13 protein-coding genes and 1 tRNA gene are annotated in these 18,433 nt (G+C 63.5%); 9 read left to right on the top strand and 5 right to left on the bottom strand.

Features of this window, described 5'->3' with window-relative positions; translation table 11 throughout:
- The first annotated feature begins 9 nt into the window (after nt 1-9).
- Nucleotides 10-97: transfer RNA gene (locus tag F0A17_RS14365), tRNA-Ser, on the top strand.
- 167 nt (nt 98-264) lie between these two features.
- On the opposite strand, the gene gdhA is transcribed toward F0A17_RS14365, so the two are convergent.
- Nucleotides 265-1,617 (bottom strand): NADP-specific glutamate dehydrogenase, encoded by a 1,353-nt coding sequence (gdhA, locus tag F0A17_RS14370; protein ID WP_149329031.1) that lies wholly within the window; start codon nt 1,615-1,617, stop codon nt 265-267.
- Nucleotides 1,618-1,911: 294 nt separating this feature from the next.
- On the opposite strand from gdhA, the gene F0A17_RS14375 reads away from it, so the two are divergent.
- The 7 genes from F0A17_RS14375 to purU all read left to right on the top strand — a co-directional run bounded on the left by F0A17_RS14375 (nt 1,912) and on the right by purU (nt 10,866).
- A complete protein-coding gene (locus tag F0A17_RS14375) occupies nt 1,912-2,949 on the top strand; it encodes a GlxA family transcriptional regulator (protein WP_149329032.1) in 1,038 nt (345 codons plus the stop codon).
- A gap of 273 nt (nt 2,950-3,222) precedes the next feature.
- Nucleotides 3,223-4,524, top strand: coding sequence for a serine hydroxymethyltransferase (gene glyA / locus F0A17_RS14380; protein WP_149329033.1), 1,302 nt, complete (start codon nt 3,223-3,225; stop codon nt 4,522-4,524).
- A gap of 48 nt (nt 4,525-4,572) precedes the next feature.
- The gene (locus tag F0A17_RS14385; protein WP_149329034.1) at nt 4,573-5,823 is read left to right on the top strand and encodes a sarcosine oxidase subunit beta family protein; all 1,251 of its coding nucleotides are present in this window, start codon (nt 4,573-4,575) and stop codon (nt 5,821-5,823) included.
- Nucleotides 5,824-5,835: 12 nt separating this feature from the next.
- Nucleotides 5,836-6,228, top strand: a complete 393-nt coding sequence (locus tag F0A17_RS14390; RefSeq protein ID WP_149329035.1) for a sarcosine oxidase subunit delta — start codon at nt 5,836-5,838, stop codon at nt 6,226-6,228.
- Nucleotides 6,225-9,263 (top strand): sarcosine oxidase subunit alpha, encoded by a 3,039-nt coding sequence (locus tag F0A17_RS14395; protein ID WP_149329036.1) that lies wholly within the window; start codon nt 6,225-6,227, stop codon nt 9,261-9,263. The genes F0A17_RS14390 and F0A17_RS14395 overlap by 4 nt, the downstream gene beginning before the upstream one ends.
- Nucleotides 9,256-9,906: a sarcosine oxidase subunit gamma gene (locus F0A17_RS14400; RefSeq protein ID WP_149329037.1), complete on the top strand. Its 651-nt coding sequence runs from the start codon at nt 9,256-9,258 to the stop codon at nt 9,904-9,906. The genes F0A17_RS14395 and F0A17_RS14400 overlap by 8 nt, the downstream gene beginning before the upstream one ends.
- Nucleotides 9,907-9,999: 93 nt before the next feature.
- On the top strand, nt 10,000-10,866 hold the full coding sequence (purU, locus tag F0A17_RS14405) for a formyltetrahydrofolate deformylase (RefSeq protein WP_149329038.1): 867 nt from the start codon (nt 10,000-10,002) through the stop codon (nt 10,864-10,866).
- Nucleotides 10,867-11,278: 412 nt separating this feature from the next.
- Here purU and F0A17_RS14410 read toward each other — a convergent pair whose 3' ends face one another.
- Nucleotides 11,279-12,346, bottom strand: a complete 1,068-nt coding sequence (locus F0A17_RS14410) for an NAD(P)-dependent alcohol dehydrogenase (protein WP_149329039.1) — start codon at nt 12,344-12,346, stop codon at nt 11,279-11,281.
- A gap of 172 nt (nt 12,347-12,518) precedes the next feature.
- Between F0A17_RS14410 and F0A17_RS14415 the strand changes: the two genes are divergently transcribed.
- Nucleotides 12,519-13,460 (top strand): AraC family transcriptional regulator, encoded by a 942-nt coding sequence (locus F0A17_RS14415; RefSeq protein ID WP_149329040.1) that lies wholly within the window; start codon nt 12,519-12,521, stop codon nt 13,458-13,460.
- A 207-nt stretch (nt 13,461-13,667) separates the two neighbouring features.
- Here F0A17_RS14415 and aptA read toward each other — a convergent pair whose 3' ends face one another.
- The 3 genes from aptA to F0A17_RS14430 all read right to left on the bottom strand — a co-directional run bounded on the left by aptA (nt 13,668) and on the right by F0A17_RS14430 (nt 18,418).
- A complete protein-coding gene (gene aptA / locus F0A17_RS14420; protein WP_149329041.1) occupies nt 13,668-15,011 on the bottom strand; it encodes an omega-aminotransferase AptA in 1,344 nt (447 codons plus the stop codon).
- A gap of 324 nt (nt 15,012-15,335) precedes the next feature.
- Nucleotides 15,336-16,790, bottom strand: coding sequence for an aldehyde dehydrogenase family protein (locus tag F0A17_RS14425; protein WP_149329042.1), 1,455 nt, complete (start codon nt 16,788-16,790; stop codon nt 15,336-15,338).
- The gene (locus F0A17_RS14430; RefSeq protein ID WP_149329043.1) at nt 16,787-18,418 is read right to left on the bottom strand and encodes a 5-guanidino-2-oxopentanoate decarboxylase; all 1,632 of its coding nucleotides are present in this window, start codon (nt 18,416-18,418) and stop codon (nt 16,787-16,789) included. Before F0A17_RS14430 ends, F0A17_RS14425 begins: the two co-directional genes overlap by 4 nt.
- Nucleotides 18,419-18,433: the final 15 nt, after the last annotated feature.

Genomic DNA, 18,433 nt, shown 5'->3' on the forward strand with positions numbered 1-18,433 from the left:
CCACAATGTGGAGGGGTGTCCGAGTGGTCGAAGGAGCACGCCTGGAAAGTGTGTAAGTCGAAAGGCTTCGAGGGTTCGAATCCCTCCCCCTCCGCCACAGAATATGAAAAGCCGCTGATTTCAGCGGCTTTTTTTTGTAGTCACCTAGCCCAAGCGTCAGTTGGCTTCCATCGGCTGCTAGGGGGCCTGTCCCAACCCGGCGGTGACAGGTGACAAGCGTAGAACTGGCCCGGCCTGCTGGCCGGGCTGAAGGGGAGGAGACGTTTACACCACCCCCTGGTCGATCATGGCATCCGCCACCTTGCGGAAGCCGGCGATGTTCGCGCCAAGCACCAGATTGGTGGGATCGTCGAATTCCTCAGCCGTACTGGCGCACTGACGATGAATATTCGCCATGATGGCTTGCAGCTTGGTGTCGACTTTTTCCAGCGTCCACTGCTGCATGCTGCTGTTCTGCGCCATCTCGAGCTGGCTGGTGGCCACGCCCCCGGCGTTGGCCGCCTTGCCGGGGCCATAGGCGATCTTGGCGTCAAGAAAACGGTCCACGGCTGTTGCGGTGGAGGCCATGTTCGAGCCCTCGCTGATGCAGTGCACCCCGTTCTGCAGCAATGCGATGGCATCCGCTTCGGCCACTTCGTTCTGGGTGGCGCTGGGGAAGGCCACGTCTCCCTTGATGCGCCACACGGCATGGCCGTCGGAGGGATAGTCACGGGCATCGATGTAGTGCGCTTCGGGATGATGCTCCACGTACTCACGCAGAGAAGCGCGCTTGACCTCCTTGAGCAGCTTGAGCGTATCGAGGTCGATGCCTTCCGGATGGTGGATCGTTCCACGTGAGTCCGAGCAGGTCACGGGACGGGCGCCGAGTTGGTAGAGCTTTTCGATGGTATAGATGGCTACGTTGCCTGCGCCCGATACCAGGCAGGTCTTGCCCGCAATGCTGTCGTTACGCGCTTCGAGCATGTTCTGGGCAAAGTAGACGGCTCCGTAGCCAGTCGCTTCCTTGCGGCCGAGCGAGCCGCCCCAGTCCAGGCCCTTGCCTGTAAAAACCCCTTCGTAGCGGCCCGTAAGGCGCTTGTATTGACCATAAAGGTAGCCGATCTCGCGTGCGCCTACGCCGATGTCGCCTGCGGGAACGTCGGTGGCCGGCCCGATATGGCGGTAGAGTTCGTTCATGAAGGACTGGCAGAAACGCATGATCTCACCGTCTGACTTGCCCTTCGGATCGAAGTTGGAGCCGCCCTTGCCACCGCCGATGGGAAGTCCGGTCAGGGCATTCTTGAAGATCTGCTCGAAGCCTAGGAACTTGATGATGCTGGCGTTGACGCTGGGATGGAAGCGTAGCCCGCCCTTGTACGGACCCAGTGCCGAATTGAACTGGATACGGTAACCCTTGTTGACTTGTACCTTGCCGGCATCGTCGACCCAACTGACCCGGAACATGATCTGGCGCTCGGGCTCGACGATACGCTCGATGATGCTGTGCTGGTGGTAGCGCGGCACCGTCTCGATCAGGGGGCGAAGGCACTCGAGAACTTCCTCCGCGGCCTGATAGAACTCCCCCTGAGCCGGGCTGCTTTTCCTGAGTCCTTCCAGCGTGTCATGTACGTAGGTCATGGTGAGCGTCCTAAGCCAAAATGGGATGCGCTCACTATAATGGATGCACCATTATGCAGCAATCGCATAGGCCATGTCGGGATTAGACATAAATATGAGTTGAAATCCCTTTCAAATGACCAGAAAGTGTGCACCATTATCTTTCATTAACTTTTCTTCATAGATGGTTATTAAACGGTGGTCCGGGCTTGCTTGGCCATATGGCGGCTTGCCTGTGCTGCAGAATCCGATAGAGTCGATGCGATAGCCATCCGGTTCTTCCGGAACAACCGCCACGGCAACGCAGGAGCCGCCATGAATCTTCCTCTGAGGGGCGAGCCCCTATCGGTCGGCTTCGTTCTGCTCCATCGCTTCACCTTGCTGCCTTTCGCCGCCTTCGTCGACTGCCTGCGCCTGGCCGCCGACGAGGGGGATCGAAGCCGTCAGTTGCGCTGCCACTGGACCTTCATGACCAGTACGGGAGAGCCGGCAGCCTCCAGTTGTGGTGCCTCCATCACGCCGTGCGAGCCGCTCCGGGATCCGGAGGAGTTCGACTATATCGTGGTGATCGGTGGTGTCCTGGACGATGCGGACCGGATCGATACCACGGCGCTGACCTACCTGGGCAAGGCAGCAAGCGCTCAGGTGCCGTTGGTGGGGCTTTGCACCGGCGTCTTCGCCCTGATCCAGGCCGGTCTCATGAGTGGGCGGCGCTGCTGCGTCAGTTGGTATCACCACCGCGACATGATCCAGCGTTTTCCTGCCATCGAGCCGGTTGCCGATCGGCTGTTTATCGATGACGGCGACCGGCTCACCTGCGCAGGCGGGTCGGCGGCGGCGGACCTGGCCGCCTATCTGGTCGAGCGGCACCTGGGCAAGGCCTGGGCAATGAAGAGCCTGCGCATCATGCTGCTGGAAGAAGCCCGTGCCGGCGCGCACCCGCAGCCACAGCCGGTCGTATTCGGCAAGATCGAGGATCGGCTCGTCCGCCGCTCCATCGCGGTGCTCGAGCAGCATCTCGGCGAACCGATCTCCATGGAGGCGCTGGCGGAACGGGTCGGAACGTCTCGACGCAACCTAGAGCGCCGCTTCCGCGAAGCCTTGGGTGTCGGGCCGCAGAAATTCGCCCGCGATCTTCGCTTGCGCTACGGACTCTGGCTTTTGCACTACAGCGGGAAGAGCATTACCGAGATCGGTGAGCGCTGCGGCTTTGCCGACACGGCGCATTTCTCGCGCCACTTCCGCACTGCCTTCGGTATGCCGCCGTCGGAGATGCGCAAGCGTGCTGAGGAGCCGGGAAGCGATCGGGTCGACCCCTTCTTCCTGCATATCGAGTCCCGCGCCGCCGTCTGAGCGCTGCGCCGCTTCTTCCCGCCTTGCGTGCGTTTCACGCCTATCCGCTGGCTTGCGCGACCACGCCTCGCTAAGGTGCGTCAGCATTCCTTGTCGCGTCTGGCATTCAGCAAAACTGTCGCATTCATTCAATCTTTCGCCGAGCACCTCCGCTTTAATCACAGGGGTGAGTCGAGCGCTCTGCGCAGCGATTATCCGAACATAAGGATTGCAAATTTTTCTCCCCTGCGGGTTGCCGATAGATTCAACGAGTCATAACAACAGGAGTCAGTCATGAACCAAGCCGGTCTCGCCTCATTCGATTCCCAGATCGCTACCGCCATCGCCGAGGAAGTGGCGCGCCAGGAGGCGCACGTCGAGTTGATCGCCTCGGAGAACTATGCCAGCCGCGCGGTGATGGAGGCCCAAGGCACGCAACTGACCAACAAATACGCCGAGGGCTACCCGGGCAAGCGCTACTACGGCGGCTGCGAGCATGTCGACGTGGTCGAAAAGCTGGCCATCGAGCGCGCCTGCGACCTGTTCGGCGCCGACTACGCCAACGTTCAACCGCATTCCGGCGCCCAGGCCAATGCTGCCGCCTTCATGGCGCTGGTCAAGCCGGGCGATACCGTGCTCGGGATGAGCTTGGCCCACGGCGGACACCTCACCCATGGCGCCGCCCCCAACTTCTCCGGCAAGCATTATCACGCCGTGCAGTACGGCCTGAATCCCGAGACCGGCGAGATCGACTACGAGGAGGTCGAGCGGCTGGCGCGCAGCCACAAGCCCAAGCTGATCATCGCCGGCTTTTCCGCCTACTCTCGGGTGGTGGACTGGCGCCGTTTCCGCCACATCGCCGACGAGGTCGGTGCTTGGCTGATGGTCGACATGGCTCACGTGGCGGGCCTGGTCGCCGCCGGGCTCTACCCGAGCCCGATCCCCCACGCCCACGTGGTCACCACCACCACGCACAAGACCCTGCGCGGCCCGCGCGGCGGCCTGATTCTGTCTGCCCATGGCGACCCGGAGCTGTACAAGAAGCTCAACGGTGCGGTCTTCCCCGGCCAGCAGGGCGGCCCGCTGATGCACGTGATCGCGGCCAAGGCGGTGGCCTTCAAGGAAGCCATGAGCCAGGCCTTCGTGCAGTATCAGCAGCGCGTGATCGACAACGCCCGCGCCATGGCCACGGTGTTCATCGAGCGCGGCTACGACGTGGTGTCCGGCGGCACCGACGACCATCTCTTCCTGGTCTCGCTGATCCGCCAGGGCGTCACCGGCAAGGATGCCGATGCGGCGCTGGGACGCGCGCATATCACCGTCAACAAGAACGCCGTGCCCAACGATCCGCAGAGCCCCTTCGTCACCTCCGGCCTACGCATCGGTACCCCGGCCGTGACCTCGCGTGGCTTCACGGTGGAAGACTGCGGCCGGCTTGCCGGTTGGATCTGCGACATCCTCGACGTGCTCGCCGAGCAGGGCAACACCGATGCCGTAGAGGCCGAGGTGCGCGAAAAGGTCGCCGAGCTGTGCGAGCGGCACCCGGTCTACGGCGCCACCGCCCCGGCAACGGCGCACGAAGCCGCTACCGCCTGAACCCGTATGGGCCGGCCCTGCCCACGGGGCCGGTCGAGGAGAGAGAACATGCAACGCTATTCAGGTTTCGGGCTGGCCAAGCACGCCCTCAGCCATCACGAGAACTGGGAGCGCCAGTGGCGCAACCCCACCCCCAAGAAGCAGTACGACGTGATCATCGTCGGCGGCGGTGGCCACGGCCTGGCCACCGCCTATTACCTGGCCAAGGAGCATGGCATCAAGAACGTGGCGGTGCTGGAGAAGGGCTGGTTGGGTGGCGGCAATACCGCGCGCAACACCACCATCGTGCGCTCCAACTACCTGTGGGACGAGTCTGCGGCGCTCTATGAGCACGCCATGAAGCTGTGGGAGGGGCTGTCGCAGGATCTCAACTATAACGTGATGTTCTCCCAGCGCGGCGTGATGAACCTGGGCCATACCCTGCAGGACATGCGCGACATCCAGCGTCGGGTCAATGCCAACCGCTTGAACGGCATCGACAGCGAGGTGCTCACGCCCGAGCAGATCCAGGAGATCGTGCCGATCATGGACTGCTCGAAGAACGCCCGCTATCCGATTCTCGGTGCCTCCTGGCAGCCGCGGGCCGGTGTGGCGCGCCACGATGCCGTGGCCTGGGGTTTCGCCCGCGCCGCCGATGCATTGGGCGTGGACCTGCTGCAGAACACCGAGGTCACCGGGTTCAAGATTCGCGACGGCCGCGTCTTCGGGGTGCACACCAACCGTGGCGACATCGAGGCCAAGACCGTCGGCTGCGTGGCGGCGGGCAACTCCGGTGTGCTGGCCAAGATGGCCGGTTTCCGCCTGCCGCTGGAGTCCCACCCGCTGCAGGCACTGGTCTCCGAGCCGCTCAAGCCGATTCTCGATACCGTGGTCATGTCCAACCACGTGCACGGCTACATCAGCCAGACCGACAAGGGCGACCTGGTGATCGGCGCCGGCATCGACGGCTACAACGGCTACGGCCAGCGTGGCAGCTACCCCACCGTGGAACACACCCTGCAGGCCATCGTCGAGATGTTCCCGATCTTCTCGCGGGTGCGCATGAATCGGCAATGGGGCGGCATCGTCGACACCTGCCCTGACGCGTGTCCGATTCTCTCCGCCACGCCGGTGAAGGGCTTGTACTTCAACTGTGGCTGGGGCACCGGCGGCTTCAAGGCCACGCCGGGCTCCGGTCACGTGTTTGCCTGGACCCTGGCGAAGAACCAGGCCCATCCGCTTGCGGCCCCGTTCTCCATCGATCGTTTCCATAGCGGAGCACTGGTCGACGAGCACGGCGCGGCCGGGGTTGCACACTAAGGAGGCACTGCCATGTTTCATATCTACTGCCCCTACTGCGAGGAGCTCCGCGAGGAAGAGGAGTTCCACCCCAAGGGCCAGGCGCATATCGAAAGGCCAAAGGATCCCGAGGCCTGCAGCGACGAGGAGTGGGGCGACTACCTGTTCTTCCGCGACAACCCGCGCGGCATCCATCATGAACTTTGGGTGCATGCCGTGGGCTGCCGCAAGTTTTTCAACGCCACACGCAATACCGTGACCTACGAGATTCTCGAAACCTACAAGATGGGCGAACAGCCGACGATCACCGCCGAGAGTCTGGCGAACCGCGAAGCGCTGGGCAGCGTGCAGGTCGCCGGCGGCGGCCAGCAGACCGTGGGCGCCAGCAACGCCTCAGTGGCATCGGTCAAAGGAGTCAAGGCATGAGCCAGATCAACCGTCTCAAGGAAGGTGGGCGCATCGACCGCTCGCGCAAGCTTGGCTTCACCTTCAATGGCAAGCGCTATCAGGGGCATGCCGGCGATACCCTGGCCTCGGCGCTGCTGGCCAACGGCGTGGATATCGTCAATCGCAGCTTCAAGTACTCGCGCCCGCGCGGCATCGTTGCCGCCGGCGCCGAGGAGCCCAATGCATTGGTCCAATTGGGCAGCACCGAGGCGGCCCAAGTACCCAATGTGCGTGCTACCCAGCAGGCGCTGTTCGAGGGGCTGGTGGCGCGCAGCACCAACGGCTGGCCCAATGTCCAACGCGATCTCATGGGCATGATCGGCAAGCTGGGTGGGCGCCTGATGCCGCCGGGGTTCTACTACAAGACCTTCATGGCGCCGGCCTCCATGTGGATGACGTATGAAAAGTACATCCGCAAGGGCGCGGGCCTCGGCCGCAGCCCCATGGAACCCGATCCGGATACCTACGATCACCTGCACCAGCATTGCGACGTGCTTATTGTCGGCGCTGGTCCGGCCGGACTGGCGGCGGCGCTGACGGCGGCGCGCAGCGGTGCGCGGGTGATCCTCTGCGACGAGCAGGAGGAGATGGGCGGTTCGTTGCTCGACAGCCGCGAACTGATCGATCACCAGCCGGCCGCCCAATGGGTGGCGCGGGTACTGGAGGAACTCGCCGGCCGGGACAACGTCACCCTGCTGCCGCGAACCACCGCCAACGGTTATCACGACCACCATTTCGTGACGCTCCACGAACGGCGCACCGAGCATCTCGGTGAAACCGCCCCGCTGAAGGGCGGTTATCGCCCCGCCCGGTCGCGGATGCACCGTGTGCGTGCCGGTCAGGTGCTGCTGGCGACCGGTGCTCACGAGCGTCCGCTGGTGTATGGCAACAACGACGTGCCGGGCAACCTGTTGGCCGGTGCCGTCTCCACCTACATTCGTCGCTATGGCGTGGTGCCTGGCCGTCGGCTGGTGCTCTCCACCACCAACGATCACGCCTACCGTGCCGCTCTCGACTGGCAGGACGCCGGCCGTGAGGTGGTGGCGATCGTCGACGCCCGCCCTGCGCCGGACGGTGAACTGGTGGCACAGGCGCGTGAGCGCGGCATTCGCATCATCGAGGGCGCGGCGGTGCTCGAGGCCAAGGGCGGCAGCCGGGTCAGCGGGGCGCGTGTCGCCGCCATCGACGCCGGCGCCTTCAAGGTCACCGGACAGGCCGAGACGTTGGAGTGCGACACTATCGCCAGCTCGGGAGGCTACAGCCCGGTAATTCATCTGGCCTCACATACCGGAGCGCGGCCGACCTGGAACGAAGCAATCCTCGGCTTCGTGCCCGGCTTGGTGAAAGGGGTGCATGCCGCCGGTAGCGCTCGTGGCATTCATGACCTGGCGGAAGGCTTGGCCGATGGCGTCGCCATGGCCGCGCGGGCCCTCGAGACGCTCGGCGTGTCGGCCATGGCGGTGGAGCTGCCGCACGTAGACGCTCGGCGGGATGGCCCCTCTTGCGCCCTCTACCAGGTGCCCCATGAGAAGCCGACCCTGCGCGCGCCTAAGCAGTTCGTGGACCTGCAGAACGATGTCACCGCGTCGGCCATAGAGATCGCCACTCGCGAGGGCTTCGAATCCATCGAACACGTCAAGCGCTACACGGCCATGGGCTTCGGCACCGACCAGGGCAAGCTTGGCAACATTAACGGCATGGCCATCGCCGCCCGCTGCTTGGGCAAGTCGATTCCCGAAGTGGGCACCACCGTGTTCCGCCCCAATTATACGCCGGTCACCTTCGGCGCTATTGTCGGCCGTCACTGTCGCGAGCTGTTCGACCCCGAGCGCTATACTGCGCTGCACGAGTGGCACGTGGAGCACGGTGCCGAATTCGAGGATGTTGGGCAGTGGAAGCGGCCCTGGTACTTCCCGCAGTCGGTCGACGGCAAGAAGGAGACGATGCACGAGGCGGTGGCTCGCGAGTGCCTGGCGGTACGCGAGAAGGTCGGTATCCTCGATGCGTCGACCCTGGGCAAGATCGACATCCAGGGACCGGACGCTCGTGAATTTCTCAACCGCGTCTATACCAACAAGTGGTTGAAGCTCGAGGTGGGGCGTGCCCGCTACGGCCTGATGTGCAAGGACGACGGCATGCTGATGGACGACGGCACTACCAGCTGCCTGGGCGAGAACCACTTCCTGATGACTACCACCACCGGCGGCGCCGCTTCCGTGCTGGAGTGGCTGGAGCTGTGGCACCAGACCGAATGGCCGGAGCTTCAGGTGTATTTCACCTCGGTGACCGACCACTGGGCGACCATGACGGTGACGGGGCCCGAGGCACGCCACCTGCTGGCCGAGATCACCGACATCGACCTCGACCGTGACACGTTCCGGTTCATGGATTGGCGCGAGGGCAAGGTCGCAGGCGTGCCGGCGCGGGTGTTCCGTATTTCCTTCACCGGCGAGCTCGCCTACGAAATCAATGTCCAGGCCAACTACGCCATGCATGTCTGGAAGACCCTGTTCGAGCACGGCGACAAGTATGGTCTGACGCCCTACGGCACCGAGACCATGCACGTACTGCGCGCCGAGAAGGGCTTTATCATCGCCGGCCAGGACAGCGACGGCTCGGTCACTCCCGAGGACCTGGGGATGCAGTGGGCCGTTGGCTACGACAAACCGTTCTCATGGATCGGCAAGCGGGCACTGTCGCGCTCCGATACTCGCCGCACGGACCGCAAGCAGCTAGTGGGCCTCAAGCCGAAGGATCCGACGGTGGTTCTGGAGGAGGGCGCCCAGATCGTCTTCGACCCGGATCACACCATTCCCATGCCCATGGTCGGGCACGTGACGTCGAGCTACTACAGTCCGACGCTGGGCGGCGGTTTTGCCCTGGCGGTGGTCAAGGGCGGCCATCAGCGCATGGGCGAGACCGTCTATCTGCCCATGGCCGACGGCAAGACACACGCGGCGGAAATTGTCGGTACGATCTTCTACGACCCCAAGGGAGAGCGCCAGCATGTCTGATTACACTGCGACCTGGGCCAATGTCTACGACGTACGCCCCGAAACCGAAATACCGGCCGAGTCGCCGCTGGCCTGGTCCTACCATAACAGCGGCCGTCCGAACGTCGGCACCAACAGCCGCGCGGTGCTGCGCGAGCGGGCCATGCTCGGCCACTTGATCCTGCGCGGTGGCGCCATCGTTCTGGATGACGCCGTTCGACAAGTACTCGGCCTCGGTCTTCCGGCGCGCCCCAATAGCCTGAGCCAGGACGATAGCGGCGAGCGCTCGATCCAATGGCTCTCGCCGGACGAGTGGCTCGTAATCGTGCCCGGGGGCGAAGAGTTCGCCCTCGAGAAGCGCCTGCGCGAGGCCTTGGGCGGTGCCCATTACGCCATCGTCAATGTGGGCGGCGGCCAGACACTGCTCGAACTCGAGGGCGAGATGGCCCGCGAGTTGCTGATGAAATCGACGCCTTACGATGTGCATCCCGACGCTTTCCCGGTGGGCAAAGGCGTGACCACGGTGTTTGCCAAGAGCAGTCTGATTCTGCGCCGACCCACGGAAACCCGTTGGGAGCTGGTGGTGCGACGCAGTTTCGCCGACTACCTCTATCGCTGGCTGCTGGACGCCGGTGCGGAGTATGGCATTGGCGTGGAGGGGTGATTCGACGTCTCGTTTGCCAGGCGCGTTTGGCCGGGGTTCCCCCGGCCCTTTTTCCACTCGGACCTTTTTCCACTCGCCGCCGGAGAGAGCAGCATGAACCGACCCAACGACATCTGGATCATGGCCGCGCAGTGCCCCAGCCGCCTGGGCACTGTTGACGTGGTGACGCGCTTTCTCAAGGAGCGGCGCTGCTATATCACCGAGCAGCAATCCTTCGATGACCGCCTGAGCGGTCGCTTCTTCATTCGCACCGAGTTCCGGCCCGAGGAGGCCGGCTTCGATGCCGAGACCTTCCAGACCGGCTTCACCGAGCGTGCTGCCGAGTTCGAGATGCGTTTCGAGCTGACGCCGCCGGAGCGGCGAATGCCGGTAGTGATCATGGTCTCCAGGGCCGACCATTGCCTCAACGACCTGCTTTACCGCTACCGCACCGGGCAGTTGCCCATCGATATACGCGCCATCGTCTCCAATCATCCCGACCTGGCATCACTGGCGGAGTGGCACGGCATTCCATACCACCACTTACCGATTACGGCCGAGACCAAGCCCCAGCAGGAGGCGTGTGTTCGCGAGGTCATCGAAGCGAGCGGCGCCGAACTGGTGATACTGGCCCGTTACATGCAGGTGCTCTCGAGCGAAATGTGCGCCAGGCTCTCGGGGCGTGCCATCAATATTCACCACTCGCTGCTGCCCGGCTTCAAGGGAGCGCGTCCCTATCACCAGGCCTACGAAAAAGGGGTCAAGCTGGTTGGCGCCACGGCCCACTATATCAACGATGATCTGGACGAAGGCCCGATCATTACCCAGGGCGTGGCGCCGGTGAGCCATACCGACTATCCCGAGGATCTGGTTGCCAAGGGCCGCGACATTGAATGCCTGACCTTGGCCCGGGCAGTTGCGCTGCACGTGGAGCGGCGTGTTTTCCTGCATGCCAGCCGTACGGTCGTCTTCGATCGCTAGTACGGACAGTCTGGGAAGCGAATGCCAGCGGTGAGGGCTTCGTCATGTAAGTTTTTTCCTACATGTTGGGAAGAAGATTTCCTACGCTGTCGCCTATCCTGGGTTAAACCCGATACCGTCCCAATGTGCCACGCTGTCGTCATGGGGAAACGGATTGCCCAACACGGAAGGCCAAGCGACGGAACGCTTACACCCAAGGATGCTTGGGCAGGATGCCCAAGGTGAGCGGTTTAGGGAAGCGTCGATAGGAAGCCCGGCCTTGATGGCCGGGCTTTTCTTTGGGTGGGCTCAGCTTACAGCTGAGACGGCCAATTCGATGCGAGAGATGCTTATCGCTATGCGTTCCTGCGGGTTCGCCACAATATCGCGTCTCATCGTGCCTGCCCCCGGCCAGCGGCTGGGGGTCTTTCGCTTACCTCTCCTGCTCAGCGCTTTTCAACGTCGCCATGTCGATTACGAAGCGGTAGCGCACATCACCTTTCTCCATGCGCTCGTAGGCTTCGTTGATATTCTCAATATTCAGCATCTCGATATCGCAGCGGATGTTGTGTTCGGCGCAGAATTCGAGCAATTCTTGGGTCTCCTGGATACCGCCGATCAACGAGCCGGCCAGTACGCGGCGCTTGAATACCAAGTTGAAGGCATTGAGGGCAGGCTCGATGGGGTCGAGCAGACCGACCAGGATATGGGTGCCGTCGTATTTTAGCGCCGCCAGATAGGGGTTGATATCGTGCTGTACCGGCACGGTGTCGAGCATGAAGTCGAAGGTTTCGGCTACTGCTTCCATCTGGGAGGCATCGGTGGAGACGACCACGTGGTCGGCGCCATGACCCTTGGCTTCCGCGACCTTGGCCTCCGAGCGAGTGAAAACGGTTACCTCGGCGCCCAGCGCCTTGGCCAGCTTGACCCCCATGTGGCCGAGCCCGCCCATGCCGATCACTCCGACCTTGTGGCCGGTCTTCACACCGTAGTGCTTGAGGGGCGAGTAAGTGGTGATGCCGGCGCACAGGATGGGTGCGGCGGAGGCGAGGTCGATGCCGTCCGGCATGCTCAGTACGAAATGCTCGCTTACCACGATATTGTCCGAGTAGCCGCCTTGGGTGAAGGTGCCGTCTTGCCGGTCGTCGCTGCCATAGGTCATGGTGAAGCCTTCCAGGCAGAACTGCTCGACACCGTCAAGACAGGGCTGGCAGTGGCGGCAGGAGTCGACCATGCAGCCCACACCGACGAGATCGCCGGCCTGGAAGCGAGTGACCTGATCTCCCACGGCGATGACGCGACCGACGATCTCATGGCCGGGGACGACGGGATAGCGGCTCATGCCCCAGTCGTCGCGGGCAAAGTGGAGGTCGCTGTGGCAAACGCCGCAATAAAGGATTTCAATGGCAACATCGTCCGGCCGCGGTTGGCGACGCTCGAACCGATAGGGGGCCAGCGGCTGATCGGGGGCATGGGCGGCGTAGGCGCGAGTTTGGCTCATATCACTCTCCTTCTGGGGTGGGTCGAGCGCTTAGTATGGTCATGAAGGCGTGGGCGGGGGTGCAAGTTCCTACGGGATTTTTGCTCATTTCTCGGGGAATTCGTTGTTATCGGCGTCAATGGGGAACAAAAGCCGTCATCATGTCTGGCAAGCGGGATGAATGGGAGTTTCCATGACGATATCACTGGCCCCGGCCGATGAGCTGATCGGCCTGCTTGCCCCACTGGCCGAACGTGAAGGCTTTACCGAGACTCCGTTAGCCGGCGTGTCGTTGATGGCCATGCATCGCCCCAGACCGCGGACGCCGTTGATCTACGAGCCGGGCCTGTTCGTCGTTGTCCAAGGCAACAAGATCGGTTACCTCGGCAATCGCGAAATCCATTACGGTCCGGGCCATTATCTGGTCCAGACACTGCCGCTGCCTTTCGAGTGCGTGACGTTGGCCACCCGTGATGTGCCCATGCTGGGCTTGGCGGTACGCCTCGATCCGGCAATGCTGGGCGAAATGGTGGCGGCGATGGACGAGGCGAGGCCGGCGGTGAGCGGCCCGGATCCGGTGCCCATGGCGTCGGTAGCGATGACCGAGGGTATGCGCGGTGCAGTGGTGCGGCTCTTGCGAGCCTTGCACGATCCTGCGGAGGCGGCGGCGATGGGGGTGGCCAGGGTGCGTGATATCCTCTTCGAGGCGATGAAAGGGGAACAGGGGCCGGCGCTGCGCGCCCTGGTGCGCCATCAAGGCCACTATTCGCGTATCGTCCGGGTGTTATCCCGGCTGCATACTCACTTTGCGGACGACATCTCGGTGGCGGCGATGGCGCGCGAGGCCAACATGAGCCCCTCTACCTTCTATCTGCATTTCAGGCAGATCGCCCACGCCTCGCCGCTGCAGTACGTGAAGCGACTGCGTCTGATCAAAGCCCAGCAACTTCTCCTTCAGGAAGCGTTCAACGTGAATCAGGCGGCGATGCGTGTCGGCTATCGCAGCGTGTCCCAGTTCAGTCGGGACTACAAGCGCTACTTCGGAGCTTCGCCGCTCCGGCATCGACGGGAGGAAGGGGCACTGGATGACACCCCGTATCGGCAATCTCTTACGCGTTCACTTATCACAGGTTAGGTACAGGCGCTGCTATAGCTGCGAAGCTACAACCATGAGCCAGGGAGGCTCATCAGGGAAGACCGAGTCAGGACGACTCAAGCCCAGGGACGCTCGAGCAACCAGGACGCTCGAGACAGGAAAAGAAAGGAAGCGAAGATTTTGCCCGGCCAAGGCCGGGCTTTTCTTTCCGGAATTGCCTCTCTTTGCGAGTGCTGCGTTTACCTGTCAGTCCAGCGCTCCGATGGCATCCCCAATGACATTGACGAGGCGGTCGATCTCGTCGCGCTCGACGATGAAGGGCAGGCCGAGCTGAATAGTGTCGCCGCCATAGCGTACATAGATTCCTTTCTCCCAGCACTTCATGGCGATCTCGAAAGGGCGCCGGGCCGGTTCGCCGGGGTAGGGCTCGACCTGCAGGGCGCCGGCAAGGCCGTAGTTGCGGATATCACTGACGTAGCGGGACCCCTTGAGGCCATGCAACGCTTGCTCGAAGACGGGGCTCATCTCACGCACGCGGTCGATCAGGCGATCGTTTTCCAGCACATCGAGGGCTGCCAGCGCCGCAGCGCAAGCCACCGGGTGGCCGGAGTAGGTGTAGCCGTGAGGCAGCTCGAGCATGTAGTCGGGCCCGCCCTGTTCCATGAAGGTCTGGTAGATTGCGTCCTGCACGATCACTGCCCCCATGGGTATCGCGCCGTTGGTCAGCTGCTTGGCCACGTTCATGATGTCCGGCACCACGCCGAACTCCTCGGCTCCGGTCATCGCGCCCATGCGACCGAAGCCGGTGATGACCTCGTCGAAGATCAGCAGGATGTCGTGCTGATCGCAGATCTCGCGAAGCCGCGGCAGGTAGCCCTTGGGCGGAGGGATCACGCCGGCGGAGCCGGCCAGAGGCTCGACGATCACCGCAGCGATGTTGGAAGCGTCGTGCAGGGCGATCAGCTCCAGCAGTTCTTCGGCTTTCTCGGCCCCTCGCTCGGGCATGCCTCGGGTGAAGGCATTTTCGGGAAGCAGCGTATGGGGCAGGTGATCGGCATCGACGCCCAGGCCGAAGAGGGTGCGGTTGGCGCCGATTCCGCCCAGACTGAAGCCTCCGAAGTTGACGCCATGATAGCCCTTGGTGCGGCCGACCAGCTTGGTCTTGGTCGGCTTGCCTCTCTTGCGCCAGTAAGCGCGGGCGATCTTCAGCGCGGTATCGGCGCTTTCGGAGCCGGAGCCGGTAAAGAAGACATAATCCAATCCCTGCGGGGTCAGCCCGCGAATACGATGAGCCAGCTCGAAGGCCTTGGGATGGCCGTACTGGAACGCCGGTGCATAATCCAGCTGTTGTAACTGCTGGGCCACGGCTTCGGTGATTTCGGGGCGGCCGTGGCCGGCGCCGCAGGTCCACAGGCCGGAGAGGGCATCGAAGATACGACGGCCGTCGGCATCGGTGAAGTAGCTGCCCTCAGCCCCCACGATGATGCGCGGGTCACGCTTGAACTGGCGGTTGCCGGTGTAGGGCATCCAGTAAGCGTCCAGCTGCTCCTGACTCAAGCCGGCGGTGTGTTGAGGTTCATGAACTGTCATTTCGACACCCTTTGTTGGCGTGGCTGTTATTTGGATTATCTCAAGACCAGCCTAGATCTCGGCGACGATAAGTTAAATTCGAAAGTGTTTAAGCGCATGCAAGCGGTTGCTTAACATTGCCCTCGGACAGCGATACGTTCAAGCGAACGTGCCGAGGAAGAAGCGCCATGTCGTGTCGCAATGAGGCCCTTTCGGCTCAACCCCGGCGATGCTGGCCTGCGCCTGCTGAAAAGCTACCGCAACAAGGGGACGAATGGGGTGGCTCTCCGCCGCCGAGGCGGAGCTGGGTAACGCTGCGGATCGGATTCCAACCTTTTCCTGGTCTCAGCTGAGATCGACCGGCCCCACGAGATGCTTGACCTCGAGGAAGGCCGCCAGGCCCCAAGGGCCCAGTTCCCGACCGATTCCGCTGCGCTTGAAACCGCCCCAGCCGGTCTGGGGCAACACCAACTGCTCGCTGTTGTACCAGATGCTACCGGCCTGGAGTTGTCGGCCAACACGCCGAGCCCGCTGCGGATCCCCACTGATCACGGTGGCGGCCAGTCCGAAGTCGCTGTCATTGGCGAGGGCGATCGCCTCTGCTTCGTCGACAAAGCTGCGTGCACAGAGCACGGGGCCGAAAATCTCCTCCCGCCAGAGGCGACTGGTCGTGGGGACATCGCGATACAGTGTCGGGGCCAGGAAATACCCCCTCTCGGGCAGCGTACGATGGCGCGCATCGCGTACCGCCACGAGACCCTCCTGATCGGCTAAACTCAGGTAGCCCCGGACGGCGTCGCGTTGGCGTGCGCTCGTGAGGGGGCCCATGCCGGTTCTCTCGTCCAGTGGATCACCCAGCTTCAGTGCATCGATGCGCTGGGCCAAGGCCGCGTAAACCGGTTCTGCCACACCTTGGTGTACCAGCAGGCGGGACGTCGCCGAGCAGATCTGCCCCGCATTGTAATAGATTCCCGCCATTACCCAATCCGCAGCCTGTTCGGGGTCGGCATCCTCCATCACCAGCACGGGCGATTTACCGCCTAGCTCCAGTGACACACCCGCAGTGCGATCGGCTGCGGCATGCATCACAGCCTCTCCCACACGATTGCTGCCGGTGAAGGAAATCTTGTCGATATCCGGGTGAGCGCATAGCGGTATGCCGATGCCGTTGCCGTCGCCGAACAGCAGGTTGAGTACCCCCGAGGGCAGTTCCGCTTCAAGCGCGATCTCGGCGATGGCCCGCTCCGGCAACGGCGTGACTTCCGAGGGCTTGAGCACGACGGTGCAACCGGCCGCCAGTGCCGGGGCGATTTTCCAGGCGCTGGTCACCAGCGGGAAATTCCACGGGGTAATGAGCCCGACGACACCGACGGGATCGTGATAGCAGCGTGCTTCGATGCCTTCCATGTCGAGTCGGATCCGTTCGCCCTGGCGTTCGTCCAGGACGAGCGCCTGACGCGCGTAGTAGCGATAGCAGGCGATGGCGTCGTCGAGGTCGATGTACGCTTCCGCCAGCACCTTGCCGTTATTGGTCGACGACACGCGGGCCAGCTCATCCCGCCGGCGCGCCAACGCCTCGGCGAATGCCTCGAGATACCGGCCGCGCTCGGCACCACTGAGCGCCTGCCAGGCGGGAAGGGCGCGCTGGGCAGCGTCCACGGCAGCATCCACATCGCGAGGGTGCCCCGCCGTCACCTCGGTGATGAGCGCTTCCGTGTAGGGGTTGATCACGGGCAGTCGCCGCTCGCTTGCCGAGGCGACCCATTGATTGTCGATGAATTGATGCTCCAGGGGCGTCATGCTATCTCCTTGGCAGCGGGTCCGTTGTCATGGCACCAGGCCATCCAGGCGTTGGCATCGATCTCGACGAGAAAGGGGCCTTCGGCCGGACGGCTCTCGAGTGCTTTGGCCAGCTCGGGAGGCGAGTCGATCCGAATGGCCGAGCAGCCAAATCCCTTCGCTACCGTGATGAAGTCGGGCGCCTGAATATCGACGCCCAGACGTTCGACGCCGTGACTGTCCATGTAGCGACGAATCTCCTCGTAGCCCTGGTTGTGCCAGAGCAGGATCACCACGGGCAGGCGATTTTCGACGGCGGTGGCCAGCTCCGAGAGGGTGAACATGACCCCGCCATCCCCGACCAGGGCAATCACCGGCAGGCTCGGCTGGCCAAGCTGGGCGCCCAGTGCCGCCGGCAGGCCGTACCCCAGGGTGCCGTAGCCGGTGGAGGCGTTGAAGAAATGCCGCGGGGCCGGCAGCGACAGCAGGTGGTTGGCGGCATAGACCGGGGCCGTGGAATCACCCACCCAGATGGCATTGGGCAGTGCCTGGCGCAACGTATCGCACAGCGGCACGAAGGGCGCGAGGGTAGGGTCCTGGGCAAGATTCAGCGCCTCGCGCGTCATGCGGGCGCGGGTGGCACCCTGCTTGTCCAGCGGGATCGGGAAATGTGCGAGCAGTCCCGCCATGGCCTGCGCTGCATCGCCAATCAGGCCCAACGACAGAGACTGGTTGCGCACCAGTTGCTGGGCGTCCAGGTCGATACGAATCAGCCGGCCGGTGAGGACGAAGCCGTCGTCGAAGACCACGTCGTAATCGGTCTCGCCCAGTTCGGTGCCGATGGCCAGGATGACGTCGGCCTCACGGGCCAGCTTGCGCATGGCCGGCAGCCCTGTATTGGCGCCCAGGTCGAGCGGGTGCGCTTCCCCCAGCAGGCCCTTGGCGTTGATGGTGGTCGCCGTCGGTGCGTCGAGGCGAGTGACCAGTTCCCTTGTCGCCGCGGGTGCCTTGACGCAGCCGCCACCGAGCAGCACCAGCGGGCGCTGGGCGTCACGCAGCCACTGCGCCGCCTGGGACAGCCCGTTGGGATCGGGCGCCGCGGGATAGAGGATCGGTGCGTTCCACTCCCCGGGCGGGCTGACGGGGGCGTCGAAGAGATCGATGGGAATCTCGATATGCACCGGCCCCGGCCGCTGGCCCTGGAAGACGGCGAAGGCCCGGGCCAGCACTTCGGGCAGGCCGGCGGGATCGAGCAGGGTGTGACTAAAGCGTGCCACGCCTGCCACCAGGTTGCGCTGGCTCTCCAGTTCGTGCAGCCGGCCCTGGCCGCGGCCCAGAGTATCTCGCCGGTTGACGCTGGAGATCACCAGCATGGGAACCGAGTCGGCCAGGGCCTGGCCCATGGCGGTGGCAATGTTGGTCATGCCGGGCCCGGTGATGATCAGGCACACACCGGGCTGGCCCGTCGCCCGGGTGTAGCCATCGGCCATGAAACCGGCCCCTTGCTCGTGGCGCGGCGTGACGTGTCGCACGCCGCTCGCCTCGAGCCCGCGGTACAGTTCCACGGTGTGCACCCCCGGGATGCCGAACAGCGTATCGACGCCGTAGCGGTCTCGCAGCAGGCGAATGAGTAGTTCAGCACAAGTCATGTCATGACTCCGTAA

Source organism: Billgrantia pellis (genome assembly GCF_008297955.1).
In the GTDB taxonomy this organism is placed as follows: domain Bacteria; phylum Pseudomonadota; class Gammaproteobacteria; order Pseudomonadales; family Halomonadaceae; genus Halomonas; species Halomonas pellis.

Bases quoted from the DNA above. Each gene is read 5' to 3' on its own strand.
- F0A17_RS14375 (WP_149329032.1), top strand. From the start codon at position 1,912: ATGAATCTTCCTCTGAGGGGCGAGCCCCTATCGGTCGGCTTCGTTCTG.
- aptA (WP_149329041.1), bottom strand. From the start codon at position 15,011: ATGACAGTTCATGAACCTCAACACACCGCCGGCTTGAGTCAGGAGCAG.
- F0A17_RS14430 (WP_149329043.1), bottom strand. From the start codon at position 18,418: ATGACTTGTGCTGAACTACTCATTCGCCTGCTGCGAGACCGCTACGGC.
- F0A17_RS14385 (WP_149329034.1), top strand. From the start codon at position 4,573: ATGCAACGCTATTCAGGTTTCGGGCTGGCCAAGCACGCCCTCAGCCAT.
- F0A17_RS14395 (WP_149329036.1), top strand. From the start codon at position 6,225: ATGAGCCAGATCAACCGTCTCAAGGAAGGTGGGCGCATCGACCGCTCG.
- F0A17_RS14425 (WP_149329042.1), bottom strand. From the start codon at position 16,790: ATGACGCCCCTGGAGCATCAATTCATCGACAATCAATGGGTCGCCTCG.
- purU (WP_149329038.1), top strand. From the start codon at position 10,000: ATGAACCGACCCAACGACATCTGGATCATGGCCGCGCAGTGCCCCAGC.
- gdhA (WP_149329031.1), bottom strand. From the start codon at position 1,617: ATGACCTACGTACATGACACGCTGGAAGGACTCAGGAAAAGCAGCCCG.
- F0A17_RS14390 (WP_149329035.1), top strand. From the start codon at position 5,836: ATGTTTCATATCTACTGCCCCTACTGCGAGGAGCTCCGCGAGGAAGAG.
- F0A17_RS14415 (WP_149329040.1), top strand. From the start codon at position 12,519: ATGACGATATCACTGGCCCCGGCCGATGAGCTGATCGGCCTGCTTGCC.
- glyA (WP_149329033.1), top strand. From the start codon at position 3,223: ATGAACCAAGCCGGTCTCGCCTCATTCGATTCCCAGATCGCTACCGCC.
- F0A17_RS14410 (WP_149329039.1), bottom strand. From the start codon at position 12,346: ATGAGCCAAACTCGCGCCTACGCCGCCCATGCCCCCGATCAGCCGCTG.
- F0A17_RS14400 (WP_149329037.1), top strand. From the start codon at position 9,256: ATGTCTGATTACACTGCGACCTGGGCCAATGTCTACGACGTACGCCCC.